Genomic DNA, 14,261 nt, shown 5'->3' on the forward strand with positions numbered 1-14,261 from the left:
TATTGTATTTCTTGCCTAACTTTACAAACATGCCTTTTGCATAGTCAGACATGTCGTCGTCAAAGACTTTTCTACGGTATTTAACAACGAATACAAGGTTGTAGTACATCAGAAATACTGAATGATTATTACTATCTAATTCCATCCAAATATCACCCTTTCTTTTGTATAAGACTGATGATACCATAGCACAAAAAAGAAACAACTTTTGGGCTGACGCCTAACCGACATTCATCTCCCACTTACTCATTGGAAAGTTCTACACATTCCTTGAAGTGGGAGTCTTCTGTCAGAAAACGATAAAAATAGCGCTTATCCATGAAAAAGAGTGCCGACGTAGTCTAGATAAACTAACTTCGTCTGCACTCTTCATAGGCTATTAAAATTGAACAGCCTTACGACATGAGAAAATATGGAACGACCGTATATAAGACTGCTGCCACAGCGGCAGCGCTAATCGCTGGCACAAGCTTAAACCGGGCATATTTCATCGTATTTAAGTCGAGAATGCCCGAAGTTGTATTCGTATCATCACTTAATGGCGACGCAAAGGCGCCAAAAGTGCCGCTCGCAAAAACCGCGCCGACGACAACCGGAAGACTGACACCCGATACTTGGGCAAGCGACACGCCTAATGGCATTAATATACCCCAAGTGCCCCACGCCGAGCCGATAAAGTACGAAATAAATGAACCGAGCAAAAAGAGTACTGGCGGCACGAATGAGACGGGAACCCATGACACATTGTCACTAACAAATTGAGAAAAGCCAAGCGTTTCTGTTGCCGAAGCGAGCGCCCAGACAACGCTTAACAGCAAGATGACATTCATAATTTGATTTCCTCCGGCAACAAGTTCTTCGAGTAAAGTAATTAACCGAATCCCCTGTAAACGAAAGAAGATAAACGACGCAACGACACTAAGCAAAAGCGCCAGTAGCATTGCATTTAATACATCGGCTTCAATAAAAGCTTCCAAACCTTGAAACCCTTGGCTAGCACCGTTCGCATACGTCAGTACAATCGTTAACACAAGAACGAGGACAAGTGGAAGGAGCAAGTTGAACGGCTTTTCCGGCAAGTTTTTAGCAACACAAGGGTGACAGTCTTCCCACGTGTCGTCCGGCAAATCCCCTCCAGCATCAGTGGCTGGTTTCTTTCCATGGCGGAAGAAGCTCAAATAAAATCCAATGGCAAGCATTGCAAAGGAGAAAAAGTTAAAAGGGATACTTTGTAAAAAAAGCTGGTAAGGGTCTTCTGTCAAACCGTGATTGTGCAACGAAATGTCGATGACCGATGTCATATAGCCTACAAAAGCTGTGGCTATAGGCACGAGCACGATTAAAGGGCTTGCCGTCGTTTCGATCGCAAAAGCGAGCTCCTGAGGCGTCATATTTACCTTACGTAACAGCGCTCTCATAATCGGTGCGACTGTCACAATCCGAAAGCTCGGTGCACTAAATGTACCGGTCGCAGACAGCCACGTGAGTACCAAAGCCCCTTTTCGTGATTCAATCCGATCAGATGCTTCCCGGACGAAGCCTTTAATCCCGCCAGCGATTTTGATCATTCCGATGAGCCCGGTGAATAAGTAGAGAAACATAATGATTTTTAAATTGTTTTCATCCTGCAATCCTTCAGTGACATATTGAATTGCCGTTTCAAATCCGGTGAGCCACCCTGGACTCAATAGATACCCTGCGACAAGCAATCCCCCAGCCAGCCCAGGCAATACTTGCTTTGTAATTACAGCAATGATGATGACGATAATAAACGGAAGTACACTGACCCAAGCAGAATCCACGTCTCACGCCCCCTTTGTTTTTAGGTAGTGTGTGGATTCTGTCATGGAGATATTCACCAAAGGGAACAAAAAAAGAGCCTGTTTGAACGCAGACTCTTGCAGACGACGTATTTAAATCCAGCCACCTATTTCATCAGGGTTACCGCTATATCGTTTCTCTTCATTAATGGTATCAATTTTAGCCACGTCTTCACCATCAAGAGAGAAATCAAAGATGTCCGCATTCGCTTGAATACGTGCTGGCGTTGTCGACTTTGGTATGACAACTACGTCATTCTGAATGGCCCAGCGAAGCATCACTTGCGCGGGTGACTTTCCATGCTTTTTACCTACCTCTTCAAGCACAGGGTGATCAAGCAAACGCCCTTGTCCGAGAGGTCCCCAAGCCTCCACTTGCACGTTATGCTCTTGACAAAACGCGCGCAGTTCTTTTTGAGCAAACCGCGGATGTAACTCCACTTGATTGACAACTGGCTTATGAGTATGACCTTTTAATAATTCCTTTAAGTGGTGAATTTCAAAATTGCTGACACCTATTGCCTTTACGCGCCCACTATCATACAACTTGCCTAATGCGTGCCAAGTATCTTCATACGTCTGTTTCATCGGCCAGTGAATGAGGTACAAATCAAGGTAATCCGTTTGCAGTCGGTTTAAGCTGCGATCAAAAGCGGCAAGCGTTTCGTTATAGCCTTGCTCGTCGTTCCACACTTTTGAAGTTAAAAAAAGCTCCTCCCGGGCAACATCGCTTTCTTTTAAAGCCCGTCCGACCCCTTCTTCGTTCTCATAAAATGAAGCAGTGTCAATTGAGCGGTAGCCAACGTCAATCGCTGTTTTAACCGCTTGAACCACTTCATCACCTTCGGAAACTTTATACACACCAAAGCCGAGCCACGGCATCCGTACACCATTGGCTAGAGTAGTTGCGTCAGACAAGTGATTGACCACACGACATCTCTCCTTTTTTTGGATATTTTTCTTAAAATTACGCGTATTCATGCAAAAAAGCAACGATTTAGGCTTACTTGTTTAATCATTCTTCGTAAACACCTACATTAACCCACTATTGTCACTATGACAGAGAGGATATCTAATAAGCATTTTGTAGTGCTAATCAGCATAAATCATTTTTCGCGTCATACCACCGTCAATCGTGATTTGTTCTCCAGTAATGAAGTCATTGGCAGGGTCTGTCAGAAAAAAGCAGGCTCGTACAATGTCACTTGTTGTACCGACGCGTCTCGACCAATGCTGCTGATGATCGATGTCGCGCAATTGATCATATGCTGTCGTTTCGATCCACCCCGGACTAATGGCATTTACTGTGATGCGTCGATCTGCATAAGAGGCCGCCAACGCGTGTGTCAAGCCAAGGAGTCCTGCTTTAGAAGCCGCATAACTCTCTGAATGTGGCTCACTCATGGTTGCACGTGTTGATGCCATCTGGATGATTCTCCCACCTTCAGGCATCAGACGAGCAGCGGCACGCGCACATAAAAAGGCACCTCTCAGGTTGGTATGAAGAACGTCATCCCACTCTTTGACTGTCAGCTTATCAGGAGAAGTCCATTTTCCAATCCCAGCATTATTAATCAGCACGTCCACATGGCCTCGGTTTTCCTGAATGTTCGAAAAAAATTCCGCAATGTCGTCTGAGTCACGAATGTCAACAACGTGAGTGAACAGGCTCCACTTTTGCTTGTTAGCTTCTTGCAGAAGGTTTATCAAGGCGAGCTCATCAATATCTAAAGCAAATACGATACATTTGTCTTTGGCATACGCTTCTGCGATCGCTTTTCCGATTCCACGAGCTGCTCCAGTAACGACGATACGACGCTCCTCAACCAACAAACCTTCCCCCCTTCCTAATATCTTCTAACGACACTTCCCCGACACCTCTATTATAACAAAGTTTTCATTAGACGAATTTGTAACCCTCACGATCCATCACCATACTGCAACACCTCACCCTTCTTTAAGTCTTTACAAAAAACGGAACGTGCCTTTACAAAATTTATGATAAAATATGTCGTGCGACCAAGGATTTTTTATAGAGAAAGGTGACCATAATGCATTTTAGAAAAATGACTCCTGCAGATATTTCATTTTTGCAGTCACATGCCAATACAGCAGAAGAACTGTCGCAATGGGCGGGCTCTTCCTATACTTTTCCGTTGACAGAGGAGCAAGTGAAACGAGCACTCGCAAAAGGAGACGAGGAAAAGCCTACTGAACTTCATTGGGTCGTCATTGATGAATCATCCAATGACATTGCTGGACACGTCATGCTCTCACACATTGAGCGTGAAAATGAGACTGCGCGAATTAGTCACGTACTCGTTTCTGAAAAACAACGCGGGAAAAAGATTGGTGAGAAATTAATTCATTGGGCAGTCACTTACGGTTTCGAAGAATTAAACTTGCATCGACTCGGGTTAGGTGTATTTGACTTCAACCTTCCTGCGAAACGATGCTATGAACGTTACGGCTTCCAGGTAGATGGTCACCTTCGTGATGTCCGAAAAGTGAATGACACTTTCTGGAGTATTTACGAAATGAGCCTCCTTCGCCCGGAGTGGAAAAAATAGCTTTTCATGAAGGTGTTTGAGTATAGTTTTTTCCTACACTCATGTATAATGCTTAAGACTTTTTTACAGTTGTCAAGAATGACGAAGACCGCCGGGACTGGCAGCCTTCGTCATTTCAATTTGCTTTTTTATGGTCGCGATGCTCAGCCCCCCAATGTTCAAGCGTGTGTAACAAAGCGCGGACACCTTCCCCGTACGGTGTCAATCGATAATCCACACGCGGAGGACGCTCGGGATACTCTGTCCTTTGGATAATACCATCTCGCTCTAATGCCTTTAACTGCTTAATTAATGACTGATGCTTGATACCTGGAATTTCTGCTTTCAGCTGGCTAAATCGTTTTGGCCCCTCAAGCAGCTGGATTAAGATCAGCCCCTTCCATTTTCCACAAACGACATCTAAAGACATTTTGACATTTTCAAAGACTTCTTTATTCACAGGAAAGAACCTCTCTCGTTTTTCATGCTTGTTTTTTTTCCTTGTAAGTCGACAGTCCATAAAAATATACTTCTTATCAGTACTGGCAAAGTTTTGTACATTGATGGTAGCTCTTTTTAATAGAAAGGATCTGGATGATGACTGAACAAAATGATGCCAATATGACAAAACAACTAAGCTCTGCATTATCTAAGCAAACGCCGCATTTCATCACTGCCATTCAAGACACTTGGAAACAGCATTGTTCGTCGACGATGCCTGATCCTTTCCCTCTCCTTATCCGGGATATCATTCAATATATATCCAAGGAAATGAACGAATATTCTGATATGAATTGGCACCCTTTTGTTTTAGCGCCCTATGAGCTGACAGCCACTCAAGGACGAGAACTTCCACAGTGCTTGAGTATCTTAAGACAACAGCTCTCATGTTGGTTATTCCAACGGCATGATGTGGGGCAACGTACTGATCATTTCATGCTTCAAGCCAATATGTTATTAGATCAAATAATCATTCATTCAATCGACCTTTTCCCGCAAAAAATTGCTGGGAAAACACCACCATCTGCCTTAGTCTTTACGGTCGCAGCCAATATCGGCATCGCTCTCTTAGGAAGCGCTGATACGTCCACCGACACACGCAAATCAATGCTAGACCAATGCAAAACGTTGCAATTAAAATATCTGATTGTGGACTTATCGACCTTTTTTCAGCTTACAACTGCTGAAGCTAAACGTCTGTGTTCGCTTTTAAATGCTGTCCAGATGATGGGCGTACACGTTTCTATCAGTGGCATCTCTCGGCAAACCATAAAGGGGCTTACGAAACAAAGGGTCGATTTCGACCATTTCCCTGTTTATCCCGATGTCGCCAGTGTGCTCGCAAAGCTTCAACAACCAAAGGCGTAAGCTATTTATTATCTACCCACACATGCCATAGATCAAACCACATGAAGCATACTGCTTGACATCGACCTCTTACCAGGTCATATCATTCACGATGTTTCGTGCAACGCGTTCCTCTCGTTCATAAACATTTAGTAAAGACGGCGGACGCCCTTCGCAAACAGTGGTGACTTCTGTTATAATCGACAAGATAGCCTCACGCCCCATGAAGTGTGGCGTGTCAGTGAAAAATCGACTGTTTACTATTTATGGAGGTGTGCGCTTCATGCTTACCGTTGAAAATGTCAGCCTGCGCTTCGGAGATAAGAAATTATTCGAAGACGTCAATATAAAGTTTACGCCAGGAAATTGTTATGGATTAATCGGAGCGAACGGAGCCGGGAAGTCTACATTTTTAAAAATTTTGTCCGGCGAACTAGACTCACAGTCAGGAAACGTATCCCTTGGTCCTGATGAGCGTCTTGCGGTTTTAAAGCAGGATCACTTTGCTTACGAAGAGCATCAAGTGCTCAGTGTTGTCATCATGGGACATCAGCGTCTCTATGACATTATGCAGGAGAAAAATGAGATTTATATGAAAGGTGAATTCTCTGACGAGGATGGCATGAAAATTGCCGAGCTCGAAAGTGAATTCGCTGAATTAAATGGCTGGGAAGCGGAATCTGAAGCTGCCCGCTTACTTGAAGGACTCGGCATCGAAACGTCACTTCATGACAAAACGATGTCTGAATTAACCGGGGCTGAAAAAGTGAAAGTCCTGCTTGCTCAAGCGCTGTTTGGTGACCCTGATGTGCTCCTGCTTGACGAGCCGACGAACCACTTAGACATCGCCGCGATTCAATGGCTTGAGGAATTCCTCATCCAATTTGAAAATACCGTCATCGTCGTGTCCCACGACCGTCACTTCTTAAATCACGTATGTACGCATATCGCTGACCTTGACTTTGGAAAAATTAAAGTCTACGTTGGAAACTATGATTTCTGGTATGAATCGAGTCAGCTTGCACAAAAAATGGCGCAAGAAGCCAATAAGAAAAAAGAAGAGAAGATTAAAGAGCTGCAAACCTTTATCGAACGCTTTAGCGCCAACGCTTCGAAGTCAAAGCAAGCAACTTCGCGGAAAAAGCTACTTGATAAAATTACCCTCGATGACATTCAGCCGTCTTCACGCCGCTATCCGTACGTTCATTTTGAACAAGAGCGGGAAATCGGAAACGATCTGTTACGTGTCGAAGGGTTGACGAAAACAATTGACGGCAAAAAAGTGCTTGATAATGTGTCATTCACCATGCACAAAGACGACAAGATTGCCCTTATCGGTAGCAATGAGCTTGCCAAGACAGCATTGTTTCAAATTTTAGCAGGTGAAATGGAGCCGGACAGCGGAACGTATCGCTGGGGCATCACGACATCGCAGTCGTACTTTCCAAAGGACAACAGTGCCTATTTTGAACGAGACGACCTTAATTTAGTTGACTGGCTCCGGCAGTATTCACCGGATGAGCAGGACGAAAGCTTTATTCGCGGCTTTTTAGGACGGATGCTCTTCCGCAAAGACGAGGCATTGAAAAAGGTCAATGTGCTTTCCGGTGGCGAAAAAGTACGTTGTATGCTGTCACGCATGATGCTCTCAAAAGCGAATGTACTTTTACTTGATGAGCCGACAAACCACCTTGATCTTGAGTCGATCACTGCTTTAAACAACGGTCTCACCAATTTTAAAGGCTCGCTTATTATTGCAACACATGACCACCAACTGATCCAAACCGTTGCCAATCGGATTATGAATTTCAACAACGACGGTACACTATTCGATAAACAAATCACGTATGATGAATATTTGCAGGAAAATGTCCGCCAAGCAAACTAAATACAGCAATTACATGAAAACCTGCCTTGATGTTTTTCAGGACAGGTTTTACTTTGGCAAGGAGATAAAGGAACGAAGATACTGATTTTTCCATATTTCCGTTTCCACAATAGGTATTTCAATCCCACTATTGTTGTTATAACTTTTATCAAGGCTATTATGGGAATTTGATTTACGGTATATAATTTGGACGAAACCTGCCGGTCAGTTCAATAGATTGTAGTGAATTTTGCAGTCTTATGCTCATTGATTTTAGGCAACAAAAAAAGGAGCACCATGGGCTCCTTTTTTGTTTATTTCACCCCACCAAAAACGGCAAGTTCCATCCACTTAAAATAACAATCCGAATGCTTAAATCCAATTTCTCTGAGCCAATTAACCTGAATATCTACTCTCTCTAGTATATTATCTTTTTTATCAGGTCGGTTATAATATTCCATAGCTACTTCTTGTCTGTCTTTTTTATTATGAGTTGAAAGATGGTCAATAAAAAGCTCATCATACAAGTTTTCCAGGTCTGGTGAGGGAGAGGCTGTGTGTTCAACATTTACGAAAATTCCACCCGGTGCTAAGATTTTGTATATTTCTTGATACAATTCCTTTTTCTTTGTATGAGGAAGATGATGAATAGCAAATCCAGAAACAATGCAGTCCACTGTCCCTGGTTCAGCATATTTTCCAATGGTATGATTAAAATCATCAAGAATAATTTCACATCGTTTCATATAATCTTTCATATGGACGCGTGCATGTTCAATCATTGGCTCAGAATGGTCTAGTAACACAGCAGAGGCCTCTGGATATGATTTAAGCAAAATCTCTGCTAAAAAACCGTTTCCACATCCCAAATCCATAATTTTTTTCGGATCACGAATAAAATGGTTAATTACTTGTAGCATGATTTTGGCTTGTTCAGCTCCAAAGGGAATTCCAACCCGAACCTGTTCAAGATAATGCTGTGTAACATCTTGTCGTTGCCAATTTGTGGTTTCCATTTTTTCTCCCCCTTAATAAAAATTTAAATCATTGAAATTCCCGCCATATAAAGTGACTGGTATTATCCGCGTAGCGCCACTAGTGCGTGAAAAGCGGATTTTATTGACTCGCTCTCACCTACCGACAACTCTCTAAAAACATTCCGTAATGCCTCTAATTATTTCGTCGGGACAATTTGAATGTTTTGTCTATTCTACCCTTTTTTCATGTCGGTCAACACATGTTTAACTATTCACTCCACTTCTGTATAGTAAAATCTAGATATAACTATAGGTAAACCAACCATTTAATGCTCTAATTGAACTTATAAGAGTTTGTGAGTGTATTATTTGTCTTAATTTAAGGTGTCCTGAATAAGCTTGCACAACTGCAGTAACACTACAGCCCAATCAAGATCGATCAATTCATCAAATAATTCAAAAAACAACACGCGAAAAAGCACTTGTCGTATAACTAATTAACAGGATATATGAAATTCCTTAGGACTCCTTTGAAGTTTTAACAACGACTTTGTGATCTCCAACCATATACCGTAGGTTCAAAAAATTCTTATTCAGTCAATGAACAATCTGTGCTCAAAATGATGATTTATTCACTTTTCTTATTTCATTTTCAGATAAAGACCACTTTTACGGCCAAATCTATTGTCTCCATTGTTATCCAGATTGAACGTAGAATTTCTTTCTCCTTGCTTTTTAGTCATTGGCAATTATGAAGCTGTCAATAGAGCATTGTCTAGGTTAAACAATGAAGGTAAATTAACACGTGTATTACGAGGTTTGTATCAAACACCTAATTACAATACGTTTCTAAAAAAAATATTGGGGCTTCTCCAAATAAAGTAGCGGAAAAGCTTGGCGAAAAGCTTGGCTGGATGATCGCACCCGCTGAAGACACTGCATTAAACGAACTCGGTTTATCGACACAAGTACCCGCTAAATACACATTTATTAGCGATGGACCCTCGAAAAAATATACATTGGACAATGGAATAGATATTTACTTTAAACATAAAGCAAATAAGGAAATATCGAAGCTATCCAAAAAAGAAGCAATTGTCATTGAAGCCATTTAAACAATTTCACAAGAGAAAATGAATGACCAAATTCGTGAAAAATTTTCAACACATTGACTGAAGATGAAATGAAGCATTTATTAGAACAAGGGAAATCCATGCGCTACGAGATATACGACGAATTGAAAAATATGCAAGATAGGCATGATTACTTACATTGAGCCTCTTAGCGGTTTTAGGCTTTGCCTTTGTCATCGGTACGCAATCATATGTTCAACATAAAGAAGTCGCCTTAGCGAAAAGCCATTGTCATGATATCGGCGGGACACCTCATGTTGACACTGACTTTCTTTCACTGAAGTACTGTTTTGACTCTGAAGTGAAGGAAGATTGAACAAGAGCCAAAAAATAAAAGGATAGGTAAGCAGTGATCCATTCTGCTCTTCCTATCCTTATTTGTTTGCAAATGATGACCTCATGATGTCTTTTTCTTTAAAACACCAAAACCCTTAGACCTCTTGAAGCTTTGAAAAAACGTAATGATAGAGCAGTTCTGCCGTATGCTTTAATGATTCCTCATGCGTACGCTCGTACGCGTGAGAGGCGTCAATGCCAGGTCCGATTAAGCCGTGCACGATATCGTGTCCTGCTCGAATTGCTGCTGAGGCGTCTGATCCATAGTACGGATAAATGTCGAGCTGATACTTCACATTATTTTCTTCGGCCAAAGCGACTAAATGCTTGCGCAGCCCGTAATGATAAGGTCCGCTCGAATCTTTCACGCAGATCGACACCGTATACTCATCCGTCGATTGCCCATCACCGATGGCACCCATATCGACAGCAAGGTATTCGACCGTTTCCGGAGGGATGTTCGAGTTTCCGCCATAACCGATTTCTTCATTGTTCGAAATTAAGAATGTCGTCGTGTACGGCAATGGTTTTTTTTCATCGACAATCCGCTTGATCAATTGAAGAAGTAAGGCGACGCTCGCTTTGTCGTCCAGATGTCGTGACTTGATAAAGCCGCTCGGAAGCACCTGCACGCGCGGGTCGAAGCTGACGAAGTCGCCGACATTGATGCCAAGCGCGCGGACATCGTCGGCACTGTTCACCTTTTCGTCGATGCGCACTTCGATATTGTCCTGATTACGCTTCGCCTCACCTGCGTCTTTATAGACGTGCACTGACGTCTGGTGCATAAGGATGGTGCCTGTGTATGTTTTCCCTTTAGCTGTCTCAATGGTGCAATATTCGCCTTCAATGGAATTGAACGTGTACCCGCCGATTTTATCAAGCACGAGCCGACCGCTCGGCTTGATGTCCTTCACGATCGCTCCGAGCGTATCGACATGAGCCGTTAACATGCGCTGGTTGTCTGCTTCTTCCCCAGGCAAAGTCGCAAGCAAGCCGCCTTTTCGGTTTCGCTTCGTTTCAACACCCCACTCACGGAGCATGTTTTCCACAAATTGAATGACTTCAGACGTGTTGCCTGAAGGGCTTGGTATTTGGACGAGCTTCTCAATCAACGCCATTGTTTCTTTCATTTGTGCCATTTTTGTTCACCTATCTTTTCACTTTTGTCTTCTATTGACGATCCAATCCCTTTTCATAGAATATTTTACCACTCTGCCTGGCCGTTGTGATATATTCAGAAAAAATATTGCTAAGGAAGTGATTGATGTTGACGTCTCCTGTAAAAAATCAAGTTGGGGCAATATTCATTCATGTTACTGATATGAAACGGGCGATCGCTTTTTATAACGCACTGCTTGGCCTTGATGAAGCGCCTACTGGTCATGCTGGAACCATTTACGATCTGCCGATAGCAAGTGGCAGTCCGATCATCCTTGATGCCAACCATCCCGAGCGCAAAGGACAATCGGACAAGCCGCTGTTCTTCTTTGAAGCAGAAAACTTACAGGCTGCGTATGAAAAAGTGCAGTCGATCGGTGCCGAGATTGCTTGGCCGATCGAAGAACATGAAGACATTTCTTTTTTCACCTTTCGTGATCCCGATCACAATATGATGATGATCTGCCATGATAAACGAAAATGGTCTGCTGACAAACGTTTTTGAACGCCTCTATTTAACGTTATGACGATCTGTTTGAAGTGAGCCGGGCTCATCCATTTATTGGTTCCTTTTCATTTCTAATTTTCTCGCCTAAGCCATAAAACTAATCATCAAAAATCGTTTCGCTCTGTTCCCGTAAAATATAGCCTTCCTGCTCCAGCTTCTCTTCAATGAGCTTAATATGCGCCCGATCGCGTGTTTCCAACGAGATGTGAATGCTCGTCTGATCAGGAAACACATTTGTCCCCGCACGCTGATGGTGGACGTTTAACACATTTGCCTCCATCTCGGCGACAAGCTGTAACAGCCGCTGTAGCTGTCCAGGCTTATCGGGAACAGTTGTTGAAAACGCAAAATACCGTCCGATTTCCGCCATACCGTATTCGATGACGCGAGAGACGAAGTTCACATCGACATTGCCTCCGCTTAATACGGCAACGACGTTTTTCCCTTTAAGTGACGGCAGCTTCCCAGTCGTTAATGCGGCAACAGAGCTTGCGCCTGAGGCTTCTACAAGCTGCTTATTTCTTTCTAAAAGCAACAGCATATTTTGCGCTAACGATTGTTCATCGACGCAGACGATGTCATCAACGACATCCTGGATGAGGCGGAAAGTGAGGTCACCCGGCTGTTTCACAGCAATACCATCTGCCATCGATGAAACGGGCGGCACCTGATAAGGAGACTTTCTGCGTAACGACTCCGTCATACTTGGGCAGGCACTCGTTTCTACACCAATCACTTGAATCGACGGCTTCAATGCTTTTAAAGCCAAACCGGCGCCAGTAATCAATCCACCGCCGCCAATCGGAATAATGACAGCATCCGCTTCTGGGAGCTGTTCGATCACCTCAAGTCCGAGCGTTCCTTGACCAGTGACGATCGCCTCGTCATCAAACGCATGAATAAACGTGGCTCCGGTTTCTTTCTGGAGTATCTTTGCGTGCGAAAGCGCTTCATCAAAACCGCTCCCTTGTAAGACGATCTCTGCACCATACCGCTTCGTCGCTTCAATTTTGCTCAGCGGCGCTCCAAACGGCATGACAATCGTACAATGAATGCCTAATTGTTGCCCAGCGTAGGCTACCCCTTGTGCATGATTTCCTGCCGATGCTGCAATCACCCCGGCTTTTTTTCTGCCTCTGTCAGCCGACTCATTTTTGTATAGGAACCTCTAATTTTAAAGGAACCTGTTTTTTGCAGATTTTCTAATTTTAAATAAACATTACTCCCGCATAACTCACTGAACGTTCGTGAATAATCGAGCGGTGTCTTATGAATAACACCTGTAAGGGCTCTCTGCGCTTCTTGCATGGCTGCTAATTCGATCACACTTCAAACCTCCTTATATCCTTGTCTCCGCTTCTTATCATAGCATAGCCTAAATCATTCCACCCAATCATAAAGCGGCGAGAAAAATGCTTGTTTTTTGCCATATTTATAACGGCCTGCTTATAGACTAGGTAGGGGGGTGGCTGCTCGCATGTCGATGGAAAATTTTTTGATTGAAGTGTTAAAGCGTTCCCCTGATTGGCTCTTTCAAATTACATCTGTTTTTATGATTGCCCTCGTTGCCTTACTCGTTTGGTGGGCCGGCGTCGGTGCAAGACGATTTGCTGGTGCATTAGGACGGGAAAATCGGTTAATTGCCTTACAAGATGAGTTACTCACTTTGCAGAAACGAGCTGCCGAAGAGGACGCGAATGCGGAACAGATGCGGATCTGTCTCGATCATTTAACAACCCATTTAAAAAGCCTACAACAATTGCGCTTAAGTGAATATGATTCATTAGAGGATGTTGAAAGCACATCGCAGTCGTTGTTGCAACAGCTCGTGGAGTCATTAGCTGCAGATATTAAATTTACAGCGGGCGATGCCAATCGCTGCGGGCTTTGGCTGTCTAACACCGATGAGCGACAGCTCGTTCTCTTTATCGGAAGTCACGGATTTCCTAGCGCCTATATCCAAACACGGACATTAGACATCGATAAATCCGTCGCCGGACTTTGCTTTCGCAGAGGTGAAGCTATTTTGGATAATCAAGTGAAGCAGCATAGCGACTGGGCACCAAACCCTCATTCGACGAGCAAATACACAGCGATGGTGGCTATCCCGATGACCCATTGGGGTGTTCTGACAATCGATGGCCGTCATCCAATGAAAGAGGATACGGTCCGAATTGGGGAAGCCTATGCTCAGCTAATGAACGTCGTCCTCATTGAATATATGCTTGCACTTGATGATCGGGAAGACCCACAAAGTCCTCTTTACATCGATTAAAACGACCTGCCTCTTACGGCTTGCAAAGGAGTGTCTCACGATGAAAACGTCAACTTCGCTTGTCGCCCAACGAATTGCTGCCCAGCGTGCCTTATCCGAAAACGAATTACTTCTGAACAATACGAAGACATCCTGTCCGCCATAGAGCATATGGAGAACCTACGTGCAAAACAACAGTCCAACACTCTTAAAAAATGAACATGGCCACGAAAAGACTGCTAAAGGCTTAAGCTAGCCAGCAGTCTTTTTTTATTACGTTTCGGATATTCCAACAAACGCGCTATGGTA

At 43.5% G+C, this 14,261-nt stretch carries 15 protein-coding genes and 1 pseudogene; 8 read left to right on the forward strand and 8 right to left on the reverse strand.

Going from position 1 to position 14,261, the window contains the following annotated elements; all coding sequences use genetic code 11:
- From G4V62_RS17765 to G4V62_RS17780, 4 genes are all read right to left on the reverse strand, one after another.
- On the reverse strand, nt 1-145 hold a 145-nt coding region (locus G4V62_RS17765), incomplete at its 3' end, for a transposase (protein WP_212508833.1).
- Between the two features lie 250 nt (nt 146-395).
- Nucleotides 396-1,802 (reverse strand): Na+/H+ antiporter NhaC family protein, encoded by a 1,407-nt coding sequence (locus G4V62_RS17770; RefSeq protein WP_165204799.1) that lies wholly within the window; start codon nt 1,800-1,802, stop codon nt 396-398.
- 111 nt (nt 1,803-1,913) lie between these two features.
- Nucleotides 1,914-2,750, reverse strand: coding sequence for an aldo/keto reductase (locus G4V62_RS17775; protein ID WP_312855536.1), 837 nt, complete (start codon nt 2,748-2,750; stop codon nt 1,914-1,916).
- 162 nt (nt 2,751-2,912) lie between these two features.
- Complete coding sequence (locus G4V62_RS17780) at nt 2,913-3,653, reverse strand: SDR family NAD(P)-dependent oxidoreductase (protein WP_165204803.1); 741 nt, start codon at nt 3,651-3,653, stop codon at nt 2,913-2,915.
- Between the two features lie 218 nt (nt 3,654-3,871).
- Here G4V62_RS17780 and G4V62_RS17785 point away from each other — a divergent pair, with 218 nt between their 5' ends.
- Nucleotides 3,872-4,390, forward strand: coding sequence for a GNAT family N-acetyltransferase (locus G4V62_RS17785; protein WP_165204805.1), 519 nt, complete (start codon nt 3,872-3,874; stop codon nt 4,388-4,390).
- Between the two features lie 115 nt (nt 4,391-4,505).
- Here the strand turns inward: G4V62_RS17785 and G4V62_RS17790 are convergent, their stop codons facing one another.
- Nucleotides 4,506-4,829 carry a winged helix-turn-helix transcriptional regulator gene (locus tag G4V62_RS17790; protein WP_312855537.1) on the reverse strand — a complete coding sequence of 108 codons (324 nt, stop codon included), beginning with the start codon at nt 4,827-4,829 and terminating at the stop codon, nt 4,506-4,508.
- Between the two features lie 137 nt (nt 4,830-4,966).
- Here G4V62_RS17790 and G4V62_RS17795 point away from each other — a divergent pair, with 137 nt between their 5' ends.
- Nucleotides 4,967-5,737 carry an STAS domain-containing protein gene (locus G4V62_RS17795; RefSeq protein WP_165204807.1) on the forward strand — a complete coding sequence of 257 codons (771 nt, stop codon included), beginning with the start codon at nt 4,967-4,969 and terminating at the stop codon, nt 5,735-5,737.
- 262 nt (nt 5,738-5,999) lie between these two features.
- Nucleotides 6,000-7,604 (forward strand): ABC-F family ATP-binding cassette domain-containing protein, encoded by a 1,605-nt coding sequence (locus G4V62_RS17800; RefSeq protein WP_165204809.1) that lies wholly within the window; start codon nt 6,000-6,002, stop codon nt 7,602-7,604.
- Nucleotides 7,605-7,897: 293 nt separating this feature from the next.
- Here G4V62_RS17800 and G4V62_RS17805 read toward each other — a convergent pair whose 3' ends face one another.
- Complete coding sequence (locus G4V62_RS17805; protein WP_165204811.1) at nt 7,898-8,599, reverse strand: class I SAM-dependent methyltransferase; 702 nt, start codon at nt 8,597-8,599, stop codon at nt 7,898-7,900.
- 666 nt (nt 8,600-9,265) lie between these two features.
- On the opposite strand from G4V62_RS17805, the gene G4V62_RS20930 reads away from it, so the two are divergent.
- The 3 genes from G4V62_RS20930 to G4V62_RS17815 all read left to right on the forward strand — a co-directional run bounded on the left by G4V62_RS20930 (nt 9,266) and on the right by G4V62_RS17815 (nt 10,009).
- Nucleotides 9,266-9,445 carry a DUF6088 family protein gene (locus G4V62_RS20930; RefSeq protein WP_376768326.1) on the forward strand — a complete coding sequence of 60 codons (180 nt, stop codon included), beginning with the start codon at nt 9,266-9,268 and terminating at the stop codon, nt 9,443-9,445.
- Nucleotides 9,421-9,675 carry a DUF6088 family protein gene (locus G4V62_RS20110; RefSeq protein WP_312855538.1) on the forward strand — a complete coding sequence of 85 codons (255 nt, stop codon included), beginning with the start codon at nt 9,421-9,423 and terminating at the stop codon, nt 9,673-9,675. The genes G4V62_RS20930 and G4V62_RS20110 overlap by 25 nt, the downstream gene beginning before the upstream one ends.
- 157 nt (nt 9,676-9,832) lie before the next feature.
- Nucleotides 9,833-10,009 carry a hypothetical protein gene (locus G4V62_RS17815; RefSeq protein WP_165204815.1) on the forward strand — a complete coding sequence of 59 codons (177 nt, stop codon included), beginning with the start codon at nt 9,833-9,835 and terminating at the stop codon, nt 10,007-10,009.
- A gap of 115 nt (nt 10,010-10,124) precedes the next feature.
- Here G4V62_RS17815 and G4V62_RS17820 read toward each other — a convergent pair whose 3' ends face one another.
- Nucleotides 10,125-11,162: a M42 family metallopeptidase gene (locus tag G4V62_RS17820; RefSeq protein WP_165204823.1), complete on the reverse strand. Its 1,038-nt coding sequence runs from the start codon at nt 11,160-11,162 to the stop codon at nt 10,125-10,127.
- A gap of 134 nt (nt 11,163-11,296) precedes the next feature.
- Between G4V62_RS17820 and G4V62_RS17825 the strand changes: the two genes are divergently transcribed.
- Nucleotides 11,297-11,695, forward strand: coding sequence for a VOC family protein (locus tag G4V62_RS17825; RefSeq protein WP_165204817.1), 399 nt, complete (start codon nt 11,297-11,299; stop codon nt 11,693-11,695).
- Between the two features lie 100 nt (nt 11,696-11,795).
- Here the strand turns inward: G4V62_RS17825 and ilvA are convergent.
- A pseudogene (gene ilvA / locus G4V62_RS17830) lies at nt 11,796-13,024 on the reverse strand (threonine ammonia-lyase).
- A 151-nt stretch (nt 13,025-13,175) separates the two neighbouring features.
- Between ilvA and G4V62_RS17835 the strand changes: the two are divergent.
- Nucleotides 13,176-13,973: a GAF domain-containing protein gene (locus G4V62_RS17835; protein WP_165204819.1), complete on the forward strand. Its 798-nt coding sequence runs from the start codon at nt 13,176-13,178 to the stop codon at nt 13,971-13,973.
- Nucleotides 13,974-14,261: the final 288 nt, after the last annotated feature.

Origin of the sequence: Litoribacterium kuwaitense (genome assembly GCF_011058155.1) — a bacterium.
Taxonomy (GTDB): domain Bacteria; phylum Bacillota; class Bacilli; order Bacillales; family DSM-28697; genus Litoribacterium; species Litoribacterium kuwaitense.